15 protein-coding genes and 1 pseudogene are annotated in these 16452 nt (G+C 48.1%); 4 read left to right on the forward strand and 12 right to left on the reverse strand.

Translation table 11 applies throughout. The features are described 5' to 3' along the window. Positions 1-45: 45 nt before the first annotated feature. The 9 genes from WDY75_RS29035 to WDY75_RS29075 form a co-directional block, all read right to left on the reverse strand. Complete coding sequence (locus tag WDY75_RS29035; protein WP_006207699.1) at positions 46-1065, reverse strand: SPFH domain-containing protein; 1020 nt, start codon at positions 1063-1065, stop codon at positions 46-48. 21 nt (positions 1066-1086) lie between these two features. Continuing rightward, positions 1087-1887 (reverse strand): TPM domain-containing protein, encoded by an 801-nt coding sequence (locus tag WDY75_RS29040; protein ID WP_063478350.1) that lies wholly within the window; start codon positions 1885-1887, stop codon positions 1087-1089. Further along, positions 1884-2915 carry a TFIIB-type zinc ribbon-containing protein gene (locus tag WDY75_RS29045; protein WP_063478349.1) on the reverse strand — a complete coding sequence of 344 codons (1032 nt, stop codon included), beginning with the start codon at positions 2913-2915 and terminating at the stop codon, positions 1884-1886. The genes WDY75_RS29040 and WDY75_RS29045 overlap by 4 nt, the downstream gene beginning before the upstream one ends. A 27-nt stretch (positions 2916-2942) precedes the next feature. Then, positions 2943-3644, reverse strand: a complete 702-nt coding sequence (locus WDY75_RS29050) for a PspA/IM30 family protein (protein WP_197477141.1) — start codon at positions 3642-3644, stop codon at positions 2943-2945. Between the two features lie 160 nt (positions 3645-3804). Continuing rightward, positions 3805-4251, reverse strand: coding sequence for an Hsp20/alpha crystallin family protein (locus WDY75_RS29055; protein WP_006207695.1), 447 nt, complete (start codon positions 4249-4251; stop codon positions 3805-3807). Between the two features lie 257 nt (positions 4252-4508). Next, positions 4509-4736 (reverse strand): helix-turn-helix domain-containing protein, encoded by a 228-nt coding sequence (locus tag WDY75_RS29060; protein WP_006207694.1) that lies wholly within the window; start codon positions 4734-4736, stop codon positions 4509-4511. 77 nt (positions 4737-4813) lie between these two features. Next, on the reverse strand, positions 4814-5056 hold the full coding sequence (locus WDY75_RS29065; RefSeq protein WP_006207693.1) for a cold-shock protein: 243 nt from the start codon (positions 5054-5056) through the stop codon (positions 4814-4816). Positions 5057-5163: 107 nt separating this feature from the next. Beyond that, positions 5164-5364: a cold-shock protein gene (locus WDY75_RS29070; protein WP_006207692.1), complete on the reverse strand. Its 201-nt coding sequence runs from the start codon at positions 5362-5364 to the stop codon at positions 5164-5166. A gap of 324 nt (positions 5365-5688) precedes the next feature. Beyond that, positions 5689-8475: a glycoside hydrolase family 3 C-terminal domain-containing protein gene (locus WDY75_RS29075; protein ID WP_063478347.1), complete on the reverse strand. Its 2787-nt coding sequence runs from the start codon at positions 8473-8475 to the stop codon at positions 5689-5691. A gap of 372 nt (positions 8476-8847) precedes the next feature. On the opposite strand from WDY75_RS29075, the pseudogene WDY75_RS29080 reads away from it, so the two are divergent. Both WDY75_RS29080 and WDY75_RS29085 read left to right on the forward strand, forming a co-directional pair. After that, a pseudogene (locus WDY75_RS29080) lies at positions 8848-9201 on the forward strand (helix-turn-helix domain-containing protein); the annotation flags it as partial. Then, complete coding sequence (locus tag WDY75_RS29085) at positions 9102-9821, forward strand: IS630 family transposase (RefSeq protein ID WP_231888103.1); 720 nt, start codon at positions 9102-9104, stop codon at positions 9819-9821. The pseudogene WDY75_RS29080 and the gene WDY75_RS29085, both read left to right, overlap by 100 nt. A gap of 266 nt (positions 9822-10087) precedes the next feature. On the opposite strand, the gene WDY75_RS29090 is transcribed toward WDY75_RS29085, so the two are convergent. Further along, positions 10088-10357, reverse strand: coding sequence for a hypothetical protein (locus WDY75_RS29090; RefSeq protein ID WP_040680145.1), 270 nt, complete (start codon positions 10355-10357; stop codon positions 10088-10090). Between the two features lie 345 nt (positions 10358-10702). On the opposite strand from WDY75_RS29090, the gene WDY75_RS29095 reads away from it, so the two are divergent. Together WDY75_RS29095 and WDY75_RS29100 are read left to right on the forward strand one after the other, a co-directional pair. Then, positions 10703-11188 (forward strand): RNA polymerase sigma factor, encoded by a 486-nt coding sequence (locus WDY75_RS29095; protein WP_006207689.1) that lies wholly within the window; start codon positions 10703-10705, stop codon positions 11186-11188. Next, entirely contained in the window at positions 11185-11796 is a 612-nt protein-coding gene (locus WDY75_RS29100) for a zf-HC2 domain-containing protein (protein WP_006207688.1), read from the forward strand. Before WDY75_RS29095 ends, WDY75_RS29100 begins: the two co-directional genes overlap by 4 nt. Before the next feature lie 189 nt (positions 11797-11985). On the opposite strand, the gene WDY75_RS29105 is transcribed toward WDY75_RS29100, so the two are convergent. Both WDY75_RS29105 and WDY75_RS29110 read right to left on the reverse strand, forming a co-directional pair. Then, positions 11986-14007 carry a fructose-specific PTS transporter subunit EIIC gene (locus WDY75_RS29105; protein WP_063479727.1) on the reverse strand — a complete coding sequence of 674 codons (2022 nt, stop codon included), beginning with the start codon at positions 14005-14007 and terminating at the stop codon, positions 11986-11988. Between the two features lie 248 nt (positions 14008-14255). Further along, positions 14256-16208: a BglG family transcription antiterminator gene (locus WDY75_RS29110; protein WP_063478345.1), complete on the reverse strand. Its 1953-nt coding sequence runs from the start codon at positions 16206-16208 to the stop codon at positions 14256-14258. Positions 16209-16452 lie beyond the last annotated feature (244 nt).

Consider the following 16452-nt stretch of genomic DNA (forward strand, 5'->3'; position numbering starts at 1 on the left):
CAGCGTAACCATATGTTGTGCGGCTATTTCAAGTTAGAGCGAAACTCAGCCCAGCTTATGTCCACAATTCGGACAGAAATTCGCCCCTTCGTTCTTCGCGCCGCAGTTCGGGCAGAAGTTAGGCTTCTTATTGCCTTCGGAGGAAGATGAAGCCGCAGTTGACGCAGATTTCTCCTTCTCAGCTGGTGGCTGCTGGTTTTGGTTTTGGCTCTGGCTCTGGTTTTGGTTCATATTTTTCATCATCTCATTGGCCATGTTCATGCCCATCATCATACCCGCCATATCCGAAGCAGCGCCGCCGCCCTGCACCTTGCCAGATGCGATACCGTCGGTCATGCTGACCTGCTGGTACTTTTGCAGATTGCCAATCATTTCATGGGAAGCCGTCTTCGTAATCATATCCTGAATTTCCTTCGGATAATTGAAGCTCATCACCTGGAAGCCGGTGATTGTCATCCCGTTGTCCATCACCTGCATATCCAGATCTTCACGAATCCCTTGTGCAATATCCGCGGCATTCGCCTGCAGATTGAACATATCCTTGCCTTCTCGACTGATCCACTTCATCAGCAGTTGATCGAGCACCGACGTAATCCGGATCTTCACATCCTCTACAAGGTAACTCTCTTTCATGCCGGCAATTTTGTCGATCAGTGTAACATAATCGGTCACTTTGAAATTGAACGTGCCGTTGGCACGAATTGGCATACCCCCGGGCAGCTGGGGAGTCGGGATCAGAACCGGATTCTGCGTCCCCCACCTGACGGTGAATTCCTTGGTGTTAACGAATAACACCTCCACGCGCATGCCGCTGTTAAAGCCGAATTTAAACCCTTTTAACGTGGACAGGAATGGAATGATATCCGAGTCAATGCTGTATACCCCTTCATCCTCGAAGATCCCTTCGATCTTGCCGTTATTTACAAATATTGCGTCTTGCCCGGAGCGAATGACCAGCTTGCTTCCTTTTTTGATCTCCCGGTTGCTCCATTTCCAGAAAATCATGTCATCTCTAAACTCTTCCCATTCCACGACATTGGAGAATTGGTTCTTAAAAAATCCCATCTATACAATCCATCCCTTCCATTAAAATTTCCCGCTGCTGCTGCTGTGCGAATGCCCACCCCTGGTGACGCCTCCGCCTCCTCCGCCACCCGAACCTCCGCCCGTGTTGCGCTCAATCTTCCGCTTCGTTGTTGTTGTTCGAATGTATCGGTCCTGATGATCCATGATTCCCGATGTGCTGGCATCCTCATAGGTTCGACGGTTGACCGTCACACGGCCGCCGGAGCGGTAAGCCATGATGCCTACGGCAATTGCGCCGATGGCAGCGGCACTGCCAAGTTGGAACCAAATGTTAAACAGGACATTATCCGGGTTCACACCAGGCTCAAAGCCCATATAGCGGTGAGCGGTTTTGATGTATTTTTCAAAAGCCTGTTTATAATCACCATTCGATAAATCGGGTGTAATCTTGCTGCGTATTTTCGTAAGCCTGCCGGAGTCCAGATACTTCTCAGCCTTATAATAACCTTCCAAATGCACGTTCCGAGTACCATCACGAGCACTCATGACCATGGTCAAAATGACGGTATTGCCGTGCGGCTTGTCATACCCGGGTGCATACTCATCGTAAAAATTTTCCGTCCATAACTCATAATCGTCATTGGGGACGCTGTTAACCGTAAGGATCATAAAGTCCGTCTCGCGCTTTGCGCCGTACTCATTCGCCATTGCATTCAGCTCATTGCGTTCTTCCGGACTAAGCAGATTCGCTTCATCGAAGATCAACGGTTTCATATCCGCAGCTGCCACTGCACCGGCGGGAACCATCCAATATACAGCCAGTAAGAATAAGACCGCCCATAACGTATATCGTCTTCTCACAGGAACCCTCCCCCCATCGCCCAGGAGATTAGCTTCAATGATAGCAAGGAGACGCCAGAAATGCCTGCAAACCATGCAGCCACCTTGGCTTTGCTGATCGGCGGTTTGCCGACGACCTTACCCGTCTGACCATTCATCGCAAAGGTATGCTCGAATTTATTGTAGTCATAGTGAACCATCCATACCGGAAGCAGCACATAATCGGCTTGTTTTAAAGTTGTATCGATCTGTTTGTTGGTGTAACTCACGGTTGTATAACCTGACACCGCTGTCGAAATATAGGAATCAATGTAGGAGCTGATTTTTTCTTTGGCGCGTGGATAGAGCTGCTCGTCGTTCTGACTGTATTTCTCCGCTATGTAACCGGCAAGATACGGCGTCTTGAACTCCTTCAGCTGCTGATAGGGAAATGGCTCCAGCTTATCCATCAACTCATCGTTCATCTTCTCCGAAGCGTCAATTGGCACCTTCACATAGTTCAGGCGAATTTTCCGATAGATATCAAAATGCTGCGTTTCCGTGTACTGATAATCGCCTCTCGTGTAGGTTCTCACCTTCGTACCGCGGGCATGAACCTCGACCCGGTTATGCAGTTCATACAACCAGAAGGGCACATACATCCCCGTAATGCCCTTGATGCGATCCGCGGTCATAAACCCGCCTGGCGTCAGCAGGCCGTTTCTGCACCATTTCTTGAAAGCCTTCATGGCCTCTTCCTTCGTAATCGAAAAAGGGATCACCATCACCGGAGCCAAATTACCGCTCAATCGATCGCTGAGCACAACGGCCGAACCGCAGAAGCTGCAGGTCGTTGCACTTGTCTCCGGTTCGGTCACGATGACAGCCCCGCAGCTGTTGCAATGATACTCCTTCACCTCGTCCTCGATAAAAACCTGCTTCTTCAGGGGATCCGGGATTTGCTCGATATTGTCTTTTCTACCGCAGCTTGGGCAGGATAACCTCCCTGTATTACCGTCAAAAACCATGCCACTGCCGCAATTGGGGCATTTGTATTCAATAACCGGCATCTGCTCACCTCAATAACAAAGAAATGGTTAGTCCTTCTTATTCAGCTTTTCCTTCATGGCTTCCAGTTCATCCACGGCATGGGGAGCCTTGGTTGAACCGGCTACGCCCTTCTCCATGTTCTTCTCCAATTCGGCGATCAGATCATCCAGATCATCTTCCTTAGCACCCGCACGAAGCTCAGCCAAGGCGATCGCTTCATCCAGCGCGCGGCTCGCCTTCTCTTCCATCGAATGAAAGGCTGAATTCGCGCCACCCGAGGAAGAGCGGGAATTTAATTCCTGCTGAGCCTTGGCAGCGGTCATTTTCCCTTTCAGCTCGGCATGGCGTGCTTCCAGCTGGCTCATATCCGATACAAGTTTATCCTGCATTCGCTTCATATTCGCGGCGTTTGAGGAAGCGGCATCATATGCAGCCTGCAAATCGTCCAGCTTCTCAGCCTGCACCGCTTTTCTCTGCAGGAACTTCAAGGCATCGTCCTCGTTCCCCGCTTCCACAGCCTTCTCCGCATATCGCTGCAGCTTCTTGATCTCGGCGCTGCACTCATCAAGCGCCCGCTTTGCCCTGCGCTCATCCGATAGCACGGAGGCCGTCTCCGCTTTCACCTTGCCCAGATCACTGCTCAAGCTCCGCATATAACTGTCCACTGTTTTCTCCGGATCTTCGGTCCGTTCCAACAATGAATTCACGTTGACCATCATAACATCCTTAAACCTCGATAAGATTCCCATCATGAGTTTCCCCCTCGAAAAGTTTACATTTATCCTATAATACCCTATGTACCGACGAAAGGTTTCATTTGCCGAAATTCGATGGAATATATGTAAATTTATAACTATTAATCACAGAAAAGAACCCCCCGACCCTAAGGATCGGAGGGTTCGTATAGGATTAGATATCATCCCGAATCTGGATGCGTTTCTTACCGGAGTTAGGCTGCTTCGGTATTTCAAGCTTAAGCACCCCATCCTTCAGCGATGCCGAGATTTGGTCCTCCGCAATCTGCTGAACGTAAAATCTGCGGACATACTCGCCATAACGGCGTTCCTTCCGGACGATGTGCTGGTCCGTATCCTCTACGCTGTGATCTTCCTTGCGAACGGCTTTGATCGTTAAGTAAGGGTCAGCGTAGCTGATTTCGATGTCTTCTTTTTGGAAACCGGGCAGCTCCGCCTCAACCAGATAAGCCTGCTCACTCTCTTTAATGTCCGTCTTGAAGGACATCATCGAGCCCTTAAACGGCGCAAACACGTCATCATTAAAGGCATCATGAAACGACTTCACCAGCTGACCGAAGGCATCTTCTCTGCGCTTCCCAAAAGGAATCAATTCAAACATCATCTATTTCCCCTTTCTTTGACCTTGTTTGACCTTACGCCTTTATTATATGCCGGGAGAACGTAGATGCCAAAACCGATTTAGAAGGAAAACAGACCAAAATAACGCGTTTTCAGCCAATTTACGTGGGTAATTTAGTTTGATCTTTTCGTCTGACCTTTTTTGACCTTCGGACTTATTCACTCTGGATTCATTTCTCATTAAGTAGCGTGAAATTAAAGAAAAGGACATCCCTGAGGATGCCCTTCCATATCGGCTTATCGTTTCTTCATAATCTGATCGATTTCACTCTTCAACAAAAGGTATCGATGCACGCTTCGCATGATCGGAACTTTGGTTAGCTTATTCTGATCGACATAGCTTTTCATTTGATCCTTAGACAGACCTAACAAATTACCTGCTTCAGAAACGGTTAATACCACTTCGTTGCTTGTCGCATTAAACGTTTTCTTCACCTTTAGATTCCAATCCTCGAATACCTGCATGAGATTCTCAACCTTTCTTATACTTAACTAATGAAACGAACAAACCATCTTCTATCGGAATTGCAGGAGCCTGCCTCTTACGATTTAGTATCCTTGCGCTGATTCTTGCGGTAAAGTTTGATTTGCTGATCGGACGAAACGAGTATCGGCAAAATCTTATTGCTGCTGACCATGGACGACGCGCACTGTGAACAAACGGGAACTTCCTTGAACGAGAAGCTGTCTCGAATCCAACCGTTGCACCCTTCCTTCGTACAGGACCAAATGGCGGTCAACTCTTCTGGCAAATTTTCCAGTGGTCTATTCCAAGAGTAAGACATTGAATTTCCCCCTTAGCTACATTTTTAACGCCCTCATTGCCCTTTTACAAAGCTTGCCTTTTATAAAAAAATCCCCAAACGATACGTTTGGGGATCCTTTCAGAAATCTACAGTTTTACAACGTTCTCGGCTTGCTGTCCGCGGTTACCTTGGACTACGTTAAATTCAACGCGTTGTCCTTCGTCCAGCGACTTGAAACCGTCACCTGTGATCGCACTAAAGTGTACGAATACGTCTTCTCCACCTTCAACCTCGATGAAGCCAAATCCTTTTTCTGCGTTAAACCATTTCACTGTTCCTGTTTGCATAGAAACACCTCCTAAATTTATATGATTTTCTCATTTTGGTTAAAAAACAAAAAATTCACATATTGAACAAGGTTAATAATCAAAATAATAACCCTCTGCAATATGTGAATCCCAGGTCAAAATCCCAATAAACTTATTATACCCCAAGGGTCAGGAAATAGCAAATGATAAATCATTTCCAATAACATCTGCACAATTAACGTAAATAAATAAGGTAAACATCGTTTTAAAGATGAAGAAGAAGCCCGCTCCTCGAGCGGACTTCTAAATATTTCACAAAGACAATGGCATACAGATCATGCAGCGTTTTGCCAACGATGCTGTCTAAACCCGTTTAAATTCAATCCAATCGATCTGTAGGCCAGGTTTGACAAAATCCAGCTTCATCTCATAATTACCGGCCTCCAACCGGACTTTGACGAGCTTCTGTTTGATCCATCTGCCGTCCGTGCCGTTCGTTTGAATCGTTGTCACCGGCTGATCATTCAGCGTCACGTTGCACGCGCTTTGCGCCAGCTCGGATTCCGGCGACATGATACGTACAATGATGCGGTATTCGCCAGGCTCCTCCACGTTCACATAAGTCGATCCGCCTGCGGCAGGCTTCACCTGCATATTCCCGGATAAGGTCTGAGCCTGTTCCGGCGAGAGGGAACGATTGGATTTAAAAGCACCAACGGCCTCCTCCTTCACCTGTTTCCTGGAGAATACCGGAGCGTGCATCAGAAATTCGCATATGTTCATCGCGCTGCGCTGCAGCTCCCCACGGGTAAGCGTACCATTTTCGAGGGATTCCAGCGTATTGTCTTCCCACGCATTGATTTCCGCGCCATAGTTCATGACCACCATGTACAGATCATTTTGCGCCCGGATCATCCAGTTCGTATTTTTTCGATCAGCTGGACCCCCGTTTACCACATCATTCATAATGGCCCACCAGTCGGTCATCACGATGCCTTGAAAACCCCACTCCCCGCGCAGGATCGTAGTATTCAGATCATAGTTGGATGCTGCCCAGTGCCCGTTAATCGGGTTATAGGAGGTCATGATGCAATTCGCCCCGCCCTGCTTCACCGCAATTTCGAAGCCTTTCAAATAAATCTCGCGAAGGGCTCGTTCGGACACAATCGCATCCACCTTACTCCGATGTTTTTCCTGATTATTGCAGGCAAAATGCTTCAGGGTAGCGTTGGAGCCGCCCTTCATAATCCCGCGCGTGCACGCCGCAGCAAATGCCCCGGAGATCAGCGGATCTTCCGAGAAATATTCGAAGTTTCGTCCATTCAGCGGACTCCGCCGAATGTTCAGTCCCGGTCCAAGCAGCGCATCAATGTTGTAACTGAGCAGTTCCCGGCCTTCCATAACATACAGCTCTTCGACCAGTTCCGTATTCCAGGTCGCTGCGAGCAGTGTGCCAATCGCAACCTGTGTGGCCTGCTGTCCGCTGTCCATCCGAATCCCGGACGGGCCATCCGCCGTACAAGCCACCGGAATTCCGTAGTCGAGCAAGCTGTCGCTTAACCCGCCGAATGCGGAGGCCGTTCCCGCTGTCACCAGCGGGCTGCTCATGCCCTCCCCTCTGACAATCACCGCGAGATCCTGGTCGCTAAGCTGAGCGACAAAGTCCTCCATGCTGGCTTTGCCCTCATAGACATCCCTCAATGTATAGCCGCGATTACCCGTTTGCTCCAAGGCAGCGGGCAGATTATGCTGGATCCGGTCCGCCATGGATACCTTGCGCTGCGGAACTTCCTCGAAGATCAGTTCATAGGAGCCGTCATCCTTGCGGGCACCCGGCTTCATTCTTGTGAAGCTTTCCGTTGGCGCCATGGCTTCCTGAAGCTGCTCCACCACTCGAAGCGTATCCACCACGTAGCCGCTGTGACCCTCCATACCGATGGGCTCCACGCTTCTCACGCTGGTTCCCACGTACAAGTTATAGATCCCGGCTTCTAACACATACGCGGAAGGCCGCCCCGTCACACCGGCATCATCATAAGAAGCCATTGCATGAACCGGGAAGCTGATCGTAAGCTGCTGCGAAGCACCCGGTTGGAGCTCCCGCGTCTTACCGAATGCGGCCAACACTTTGGCGGGCTGACCCAGCTTTCCTTGCGGCGCTTCGTAATAAACCTGCAAGACCTCTTTACCTGCATAGGTGGACCCTGTATTTTTTACGTTTACACGGACTTCAATGGATTCTTCACTATCTTTGACCGTTCGCTTGGCTTCTTCAAGGGCAACTTCGAACTCGGTATAGGACAATCCGAAGCCGAACTCATACTGAACTTGGCTGGGTCGAAACGTTTCGAAAAAACGGTACCCTACATAAATGTCTTCCTGATACAGGTTCTTCTGTTCATTGCCATAGTTACGGGTGGATGGATAATCCTCGATTGAATAAGCAATGGTGTCGGTTAACTTCCCGCTAGGGGTCACCTCACCGACCAATACGTCCGCAATCGCGTTGCCACCTTCCATGCCACCGTGCCAAGCGTAAATGACACTGGAAATCGGGTGTGCGTAACCTTCATCATTCATCCAGCTCATATCAATAATGTTGGATACATTCAACACAACAACGGTCTTATCAAAATATGATGTCACCTGCTTCAGCATCGCTTGTTCCTCTGCCGTTAACTGGTAGCTGCCGGACTCGTCGGCATTATCCTGGTCTTCTCCCGCGGTGCGGCCGATTACGACAATCGCTTTGTCGGATATATGTCTTGCTGCGGATACCAGTTCATCCGTTAGAGGCATTTCCTTCTGGTGCCACGGCTCAGCCGCCCAGCCACCACCGCCATTATCGAAGGGGTTCTGCTCAATCCACTGTTCATAGGCAGCTGCTAATTCCTCGTTAATCGCAATGCTTTTCTTATCCCGAAGTCCGTCAAGCAGATTCGTGGTATGGGAAACATGAACACTCCCTCCCGAACCGGTACCGCTGCGGTAATAGTTAATCTGCGTTCTGCCAAAAACAGATACGGTATCGTGTGCTTGAAGAGGAAGCACCTGTCCTTCATTCTGTAACAGTACGGCACCTTCGGCGGAGACTTTTCGGCTGAATTCAGCAAAGCCTTCCAAAGGAACTCCTAATCTCTCTGTGCTCAATAGATTCCCTCCTAATAAATAATCGACATCTATTCACTATCATAGTAACAAATTCTGTATATGAATATGTAAAAAACTCTTGTAAGGAAATTCTTATCCTATTTCTTGCAAATAAAATAATTACGATCGAATGGTGAAGCTGGTATACTTGAAGGTATAACGTTTATCTTGATTGGATTGGCACGCTTTTTTTGAGAATATAACTGCGAATGGATCTATATAGACTGAATTAATGAACTGCATTTTGACAAATCATGCGTTCCTAAGTGGGGTAATAAAAGGAAAATAACCATTTTAGGACGTGATCTTATGACAATCACTGATGAAAAGCATCGAGTTGAACTGGCGTTGCGTGAAACTTCCGACAAACGGATGTATGAACGTTATTTGGCAGTTCTCCACCGCCTTGAGGGCCACACAATTAAAGACATTTCGAAGATGATCAAACGTACAGAGAAAACTACCGCCGGATACATTCATCGTTTTGAGCGTGATGGAATCAAAGGTCTGGCGATGGGCCATTCACCTGGCAAACCTCGCCGTCTTACTGACGAGCAAGAGGGGATTCTGGCAGACACAGTTGCTAACAAACGCCCGGTCGACGTAGGGATCGAGGCCAAGTATACCTGGACTCTAAAACTGGCCATGCTCTATGTCGAACGAGAGTTCGGCGAAAGCTACACGGAAAAAGGAATGTCCGTCCTGCTGCACCGGCTCGGATTCAGCCATACCAAAGCGACCTATACGATGGAGTTAGCCGATCCTGCGGAGCAGGAAGCGTTCAAGTCGGTGACCTTTCCCGCACTAAAAAAAAGCTGATGAACCAAGAGATCGACCATTTGCTGTTTGAAGACGAATGTATGATTCGTGCGTATCAGTCGCTGCAATATAACTGGTTCCCTGTGGGGCAGCAGCGAAAGGTTCCGACTTATGGCCGCCATGAAGGTGCGAAGCTGTTTGGCGTATTGAACTATGAGACCGGACACGTGCTTTACCGTGACGGCGAGCGGTATGATGCTCCTGCTTTTATCCAGTTTCTTAATGCTGTGCTGGAGGCATATCCTGAAGGCAAAATCGTGATGGTTCTGGATAATGGCCGAATTCATCGTTCCGCTCAAGTACAAGCCTACTTGCGAAAACATAAACGGTTGCAGTTCGTTTTTCTGCCGAAATACTCCCCGGATCTGAACTTGATTGAAGGCTTATGGAAGTGGCTGAAAAGCGATGTAATTCATAACGTATTTTACAAGAAGTTTTATCACATTCGCATCAACGTAGCCGCCTTCATGAAACGTGTAAATGCCAAGTCCATGGAGGTCATCAATCGGCTGTGTGTCCGCATGTAAATCAAAAATTCAGTCTATATAGTACCTTAATATAATCTGCTTTCAATAAAAGGAGGCACTCCCTTGAAGATCATCTCCAGGCTGTTTTCTGAGTACTTGCTTATCCCCCGGCCTTTTCGGCTATTGATTTTATGGGGCTGGATTTTCCTCTTTTTTGCCATTGGCATTAAGCTCAATTGGTTTTTTAACTTTTAACAACGTACAACCTCCATATTGGAAGTACGACAAAATACAACGATTAAGAATCCCATCTCCGATGGCGGAAATCACAACCCATTACTAAGAAATTGCAGGTAGTCTCCTGGTTCAGATAAAAATTCAATTGCTAAACCAGATATTCCTATTAAAACACCATACAGAATATGAACCTTTTTCTCGCTTAACTTTGTTTTTTCAAAGATAACAATTAATGATATAAGAATCACCAAATAAACAAGATTACTGGCACTACTTTCTTTAACAAAGTTAGATAAGAATAAAGAAACACCAAGAGCAAACAAAAACAACGGTATTCTTAAGGTGACCATTTTATTCATAAACTCCTTCCTTTCTGGGTGCTCAGTGTGCGGAAGCTGTATCGATGGATTCGTCGGAAGCTAAACAAGCAAAAACCACCGTCTAAGGTTGGAGCCTGTTTACGGTGGTTTGTCGTTAGATGATTAAATTATGTCTCAAACGCACGCCGTGGGTTTCACAGCCTTTGATCCTGAACTTTAGAGTCTTCACCGTTCCCGCGGTGAGGGCTCTATTTCTATTATAGTTAGTAATACTACGACGAAATTACTCTTTGTAATCATATTTTTGCGTAAAACAAAAATATTCCTAAACCTGTTGTAACGTTTATCATGATTTACGGATATATAGTTTGGGGAGGCGAACAGATGCAAGACACCGATGAATTATACAGGGAATATTCGACCCAAGTATATAAATTCGTATTCAGTTTTTGCCACAATCACTTGCTGGCCGAAGAAATCACACAAGAAACTTTTTATAGAGCTATAAAATCCATACATAGATACGATGGAACGTGCAAAGTGTACGTGTGGCTTTGTCAGATAGCTAAGCATGTGTGGTACCAGGAGCTGGACAAGCAGAACAAGAGAAAGGCTGACCCGTTGGAAGACAGTTCCTTATCCGAATCCTCCCATTCCACAGAATCTCAGTTCATTCTGGCTCAAGAGAAAATGGACTTGTTCAAACAGCTTCATTTACTGGATCCCCATACAAAAGAAGTCATGTATCTGCGCATGACCGGAGAATTCAGCTTTCGGGAAATCGGCGAAATTCTGGGCAGAGACGAAACGTGGGCCAGAGTTACCTTCTACAGAGGAAAACAAAAATTGATGAAAGGAAGAATGTCATGAAATGCGATATGGCTCGGGACTTGTTACCCTCCTATATTGAGAAACTAACTTCTTCGCACAGTAACGAAGAAATCGAAAAGCATCTGCAAACGTGCGAAGAATGCCTCCAGTATTACAAGGAAATGACCAAACCAACGGATCTCTCCGTGCCCGTCATGGATAAAGAAGAGGTTGAAAACATCAACTTTTTGAAAAAGGTGAAGCAAAAGAACAGAAAAACACTCCTTCTCTCTATCTTGGCGGTGCTCATATTGGTGGCTGCCATTATTAAGCTGTTTGCCATCGGCTTTACGGTGTCATCTCAGGATGTAGATATCGTTCATCAGAAAGTGAATGGTCGCCTGGAGGTACACCTATCTCTGAAGAAGAACGGCCAGGACTTGGTGTTCTCGGGCAATAGCAAATTTATCTATGATGAGAATGACAATGTAATCGGCTACGAAACTCGTTACACCCCTAAAGGCGTGCTTCATAATCCTTTTGATGATGTGGGCGATGAGATTATGCTGGGTACAGAGATGAACAACGATACGGATTATTCGAACACGTTTATTCTTGTATTCAAAGATAAAACCATGACGTTCATCGATGGCGTTCTGGTGGAATAGAATACATCGGATAACATCCGGTCACAGCCTATGCAAAATTAAAGCCAGTCCCGCTCATTTCTTGCGGGACTGGCTTATTGTAACTCCAGCGGTTCATCCATTATCCTTCAGCTATAAGTCTAGCTTCGTGGCTGCCGCCGAAACGAAACGCCCAACCAATCATTCGGTAAAGTCTCTGAGCTTCTTGAATTAATGCACCTGATCGAGCAATTGATAGGCTTGCTCCTTCGTTGTCACCGCCAATAGCGCTTCTCGGAAATCATCATCCATCAGCTTGCGGGACAGCATCTGCAGCACTTTCAAATGCGCATTCTGTTTACTATTCCGCGGCACGGCAATCATAAAGATCAGTTTGGCTTCACTGCCGTCCAGACTCTTCCAATCCACACCATCCTGTTTGATGCCAAAAACCACGCTTGGTTTCAGGACAGCATCCGATTTACCGTGAGGGATCGCAATATTCAGGCCGATGCCGGTGGAGCTTTCTTGTTCCCGGGCTAAAATGGCCTGTTTAAAATCTCCATCAGCGCGTACCGACCCGTTCCGCTCCAAGATCCCGATCATTTCGTCAATAACGGCATCCTGTGTCGTTCCAACCAGATTCAGATTTATAAGCTCCGGTGTTACAATATCCGTCAATTTCTCAACCCGAATAACAGGTGGTTCCGTTACTGTCCCCTTATTACTCTCGATCGAGGACACTTCAGCTGAGTTCCGAGCCAGAGGTACACCTGCACCTGCGTCTTCGTCTGCTGTCAATCCCTCACCTGATCCGGCAGGATTACCAGCCGCTCCTCCTCCAACAGCTGCCGGCGTCACAGCTGCCACATCTTTCTTGAGCAGGCTTACCATCATCACCGATACGGCTGCGCCGACCATGACCGCGATGAAGAACATCAACACATTATCAACGGCACCAAGTACGGCTACAATCGGACCGCCATGGGCTACGCTGTCACCGACACTGCCAAACATCGCAATTACCGAACCTGTCATCGAACCGACCATGATACTCGGTATGACGCGCAGCGGATCTTGCGCAGCGAATGGAATCGCTCCTTCGGTAATACCGAACAGTCCCATCGTAAAGGTTGCCTTCCCAGCTTCACGTTCCGAAGGCGTAAATTTCCTTTTGTTCATCATGGCTGCCAGTCCCATCGCAATCGGAGGAACACAGATGGCAACGGCAATTTGGCCCATAATCTCATAATTTCCTTCACCGATCATAGCCGAGCCGAACAGGAACGCAACCTTATTCACGGGCCCACCCATGTCAAAAGAAATCATCGCGCCCAGAATAAGCGCTAACAGAATCGAACTTGTGCCCTGCATTCCCGCGAGCCATGCGGTCAACGCTTCGAACAGGTCCGCAACCGGAGCACCAATCACAAAGACGAAGATTAACCCTACAACCAGTGAAGCCAGCACCGGAATAACGATAATGGGCATAATCGGCTGCAACGACCGGGGAACCTTGATCTTTTTAATCGCAAGTGCAACATAACCTGCCAGGAAACCGGCAATAATCCCCCCGATGAATCCAGCTCCCGCTTCACTTCCGTAAAAGCTGCCGTTCGCAGCTATGAACCCGCCGACCATACCTGGTGCAAGGCCCGGCCTGTCCGCAATACTCATTGCGATAAATCCGGCCAGGATCGGAACCATGAAGGTAAACGCAGCCCCGCCGATACTCTCAATCGTTTTCCAGATCGAGCCTTCCGGTATAACCAGACCGCCCGGCGTTTTCACACCGCCCATCGTCAGTGCAATCGCAATGAGCAGCCCGCCGATCACGATAAACGGTACCATATAGGATACACCGTTCATCAAGTGACGGTAGATCGGATTTTGTTTCGGTTTGTTCTCTCCTGTATCTTCAACAGACTTGGACTGTGCCTGATAGACGGGCACATCCCCTCTCATCATCCGTTGGATCAGCTCTTCCGGACGACGGATACCCTCCTGCACCCCAACAACAAGCAGTTTTTTACCCACAAACCGGTCTTTCACCACCGTTTTATCCGCTGCGATGATAATACCATCGGCTTCACGGATATCCTGCTCCGTGAATTGGTTCTCCACGCCAATGGAGCCCTGAGTCTCAACCTTCAGATCAACGCCCAGCTTCGCGCCTGCCTTCTGCAGATTCTCAGCGGCCATATACGTATGTGCAATTCCGTTAGGACATGAGGTAATCGCTAATATTTTCATGATCGTCATTCCCCTTCTTTCCTGTCATGTTCCCGCTTACATTTATAGTGTACACGCTGAAAACGCTGTTATCGGACGAACTTTTTACCGGAACTTCCGGAAAAACAGGTTTATTTCGCAATAAAATATCCCGCAAAGTGGAGCCTATGCTACGCCGCTTATTCCAAATACTTTGCCGGGACCCGAAAAAAATGTAAAAAGCAGGACGTATACGCCCTGCTTCATCATCACAAACACTACTATTCATGTTACCCTTTTAACGTATTCAGCAATCGAATCGCATCGGTCTCCTTAGCCAACACACTGACCAATGCCGGCTGCTCACTGATCCGCGACAATTCTTTGAACAGCTGTCGCATTTCTTTCCGCTCATCATGCTTAATCGCAAGCAAGAACACAAGCTCTACCTTCTCGGTTCCCCAGGTGATGGGCTGCTTCAGAGTAACAACAGCGATGCAGGACTGTTTGACCCACTCCGAGCTGCCATGTGGAATGGCAATGCCGCCCCCTATCGTCGTAGCCGACATGTGTTCACGATCCAGCACGCTTTTCGTATACCCTGCCTCGACATACCCTTTGTCCTCCAGCATGAGCGCAAACTTGGCGATTAACTGTTCTGGACGCTCTGCCTCCTGCTGAGGAAAGACAAGAAAAGGTGTCGTATATTTCAAGAAAACCGATTCCTCAGCCGTTCGGCTGTCCGGCTCATCAAGCCGGCGGATCGCCTGCTCCAGCTTCCGTTCATCATTCGCCTCGAGCAGAGGGGAGACGAGGATATGAGGTGATTTTAACTCGGGCAGCTCAACGGTCGTAATAACAAGATCCACCTCATGAGCTGCCAGATAATCCTCAACCTCCGCTCTGGACATCGTTGTCTCCACATGCACGGACGGGAATCTCCGTTCCACCTTCGCTAGAAGCAATTGTGACATTCCAACGCCCATGTGACACACAATAATCACCTTCTGAGGGTGACTCTCATTCTGGTGAAGCCGTTCCACGGACGCCTGAAAGTGCAGCGTCAAATAGGCGGCCTCCTCTTCGGGAAAGTGCAGATGGAGCGCTCCCCCTACCTCTTCCAGTGCGATAATGACCCGATCGAACATATAGGGATACATCCTTTTGATCTCGGCCAGCATCGGATTGGACACAGCCAGACCGTATTCAAGACGATTTATGGTTGTGTACAAATGCACTTTCAACCCGTTCAATAATACCTGGTCCTTGGAAAACGGGATCATATTCAGTTCCGACATTCGCTGAATCAGCTGCTCAACCAATTGGGGCAACAGGGGGTGGCTATCCGCCAGCTCGCTCCGTCCAACGCCCCCATCCTCCTGACTGTATCGGAACTTCCCGCCAAGCAGGTGCAGGGTAAGATAAGCCGTTTCTTCCTTGGAAAAAGGGACCGCGAACAGCTTTTGCAGCTGCTTCAAAAAGCCTATCGCCCATGCAAACTCCGCTTTGTTCTCCAAAAAGGCAATATCCTGCCCGGAAAGCGAGATCGGCTGTCCCAGCTTGGTCCGCTTGACCATGAGCAGAATATGCAGCATCAGGCTTTCAAAGGTTTCATCGGTGAAGCGAAGCTGATGCTGCTGTTGCAAAACCTTCAACTCATTGTATACGGTTGCAATCTCGTGCGGTTCATACTGGTTGCGCATCATCTGTCCCGTTAACTCGGGACGGTTGATCAACTGGTTCAACCGTGCCAGTGCCGTCCGTTTGTTCTTCTCCGAGCCTTCAATCATGAAGCCCACGCGCTGCTTGGTCACCAAGCTCAGATCAAAGCTCCGCAGCCAGTTCTGAATCTTTTCCATATCCCGGCGGATAATCGCCTTATTCACGTAAAATGGGGAAGCCAAATTCTGCAGCGTTACGGGTTTCGCGCTCATCAAGAGCCGATATGCCAGGTGCAGCACCCTTTCCTCATCGGATTCATCGCCGGTGGTGCTCTCGTTGGAATATAAGCGGTGGAATAAATCAGCCTGATCCGCTTCGCTGATCTCCAGATAGATGCCAAGTCCCGGCCTTTTCACCAGATGACCACCGGAGTGCGTAACTATATATTCTTCAATCACCTTCAGATCGTTTCGGATCGTCTTCTCCGAGCAATCGGTCTGATCCGCCAGATCCTGCACGAGCCACAACCGGTTCGGTTCCATTAACAAATTGCGAAAAATCTCTTTTTGCCTGTTATTCATTCCAATCTCCCATATTCAGCTTATTTGGAGAGCTCACGAATCGTGAGCAGGTACTTGGTCCTACTGTATATCATATCCGGCCTGTGTGGCAATCGGATCGGGGAAATGGCAGCAAAAGATATTTAAAAAGCAAAGGATCATCTTTAATTTACAATAAGACTCGCACTCCTGCCGGATGATAAAATTGGGAAAAGGAAAGGAGGTCTCTCACCACATTATGTAAGCGCTTAAATTAATTCATTCA

The sequence above is a fragment of the Paenibacillus glucanolyticus genome (assembly GCF_037333485.1).
GTDB lineage: Bacteria > Bacillota > Bacilli > Paenibacillales > Paenibacillaceae > Paenibacillus_AQ > Paenibacillus_AQ glucanolyticus.

Bases quoted from the DNA above. Each gene is read 5' to 3' on its own strand.
- WDY75_RS29095 (WP_006207689.1), top strand. From the start codon at position 10,703: ATGCAAGACACCGATGAATTATACAGGGAATATTCGACCCAAGTATAT.
- WDY75_RS29070 (WP_006207692.1), bottom strand. From the start codon at position 5,364: ATGCAAACAGGAACAGTGAAATGGTTTAACGCAGAAAAAGGATTTGGC.
- WDY75_RS29100 (WP_006207688.1), top strand. From the start codon at position 11,185: ATGAAATGCGATATGGCTCGGGACTTGTTACCCTCCTATATTGAGAAA.
- WDY75_RS29110 (WP_063478345.1), bottom strand. From the start codon at position 16,208: ATGAATAACAGGCAAAAAGAGATTTTTCGCAATTTGTTAATGGAACCG.
- WDY75_RS29065 (WP_006207693.1), bottom strand. From the start codon at position 5,056: ATGTCTTACTCTTGGAATAGACCACTGGAAAATTTGCCAGAAGAGTTG.
- WDY75_RS29105 (WP_063479727.1), bottom strand. From the start codon at position 14,007: ATGAAAATATTAGCGATTACCTCATGTCCTAACGGAATTGCACATACG.
- WDY75_RS29050 (WP_197477141.1), bottom strand. From the start codon at position 3,644: ATGGGAATCTTATCGAGGTTTAAGGATGTTATGATGGTCAACGTGAAT.
- WDY75_RS29045 (WP_063478349.1), bottom strand. From the start codon at position 2,915: ATGCCGGTTATTGAATACAAATGCCCCAATTGCGGCAGTGGCATGGTT.
- WDY75_RS29035 (WP_006207699.1), bottom strand. From the start codon at position 1,065: ATGGGATTTTTTAAGAACCAATTCTCCAATGTCGTGGAATGGGAAGAG.
- WDY75_RS29090 (WP_040680145.1), bottom strand. From the start codon at position 10,357: ATGAATAAAATGGTCACCTTAAGAATACCGTTGTTTTTGTTTGCTCTT.
- WDY75_RS29060 (WP_006207694.1), bottom strand. From the start codon at position 4,736: ATGCAGGTATTCGAGGATTGGAATCTAAAGGTGAAGAAAACGTTTAAT.
- WDY75_RS29055 (WP_006207695.1), bottom strand. From the start codon at position 4,251: ATGTTTGAATTGATTCCTTTTGGGAAGCGCAGAGAAGATGCCTTCGGT.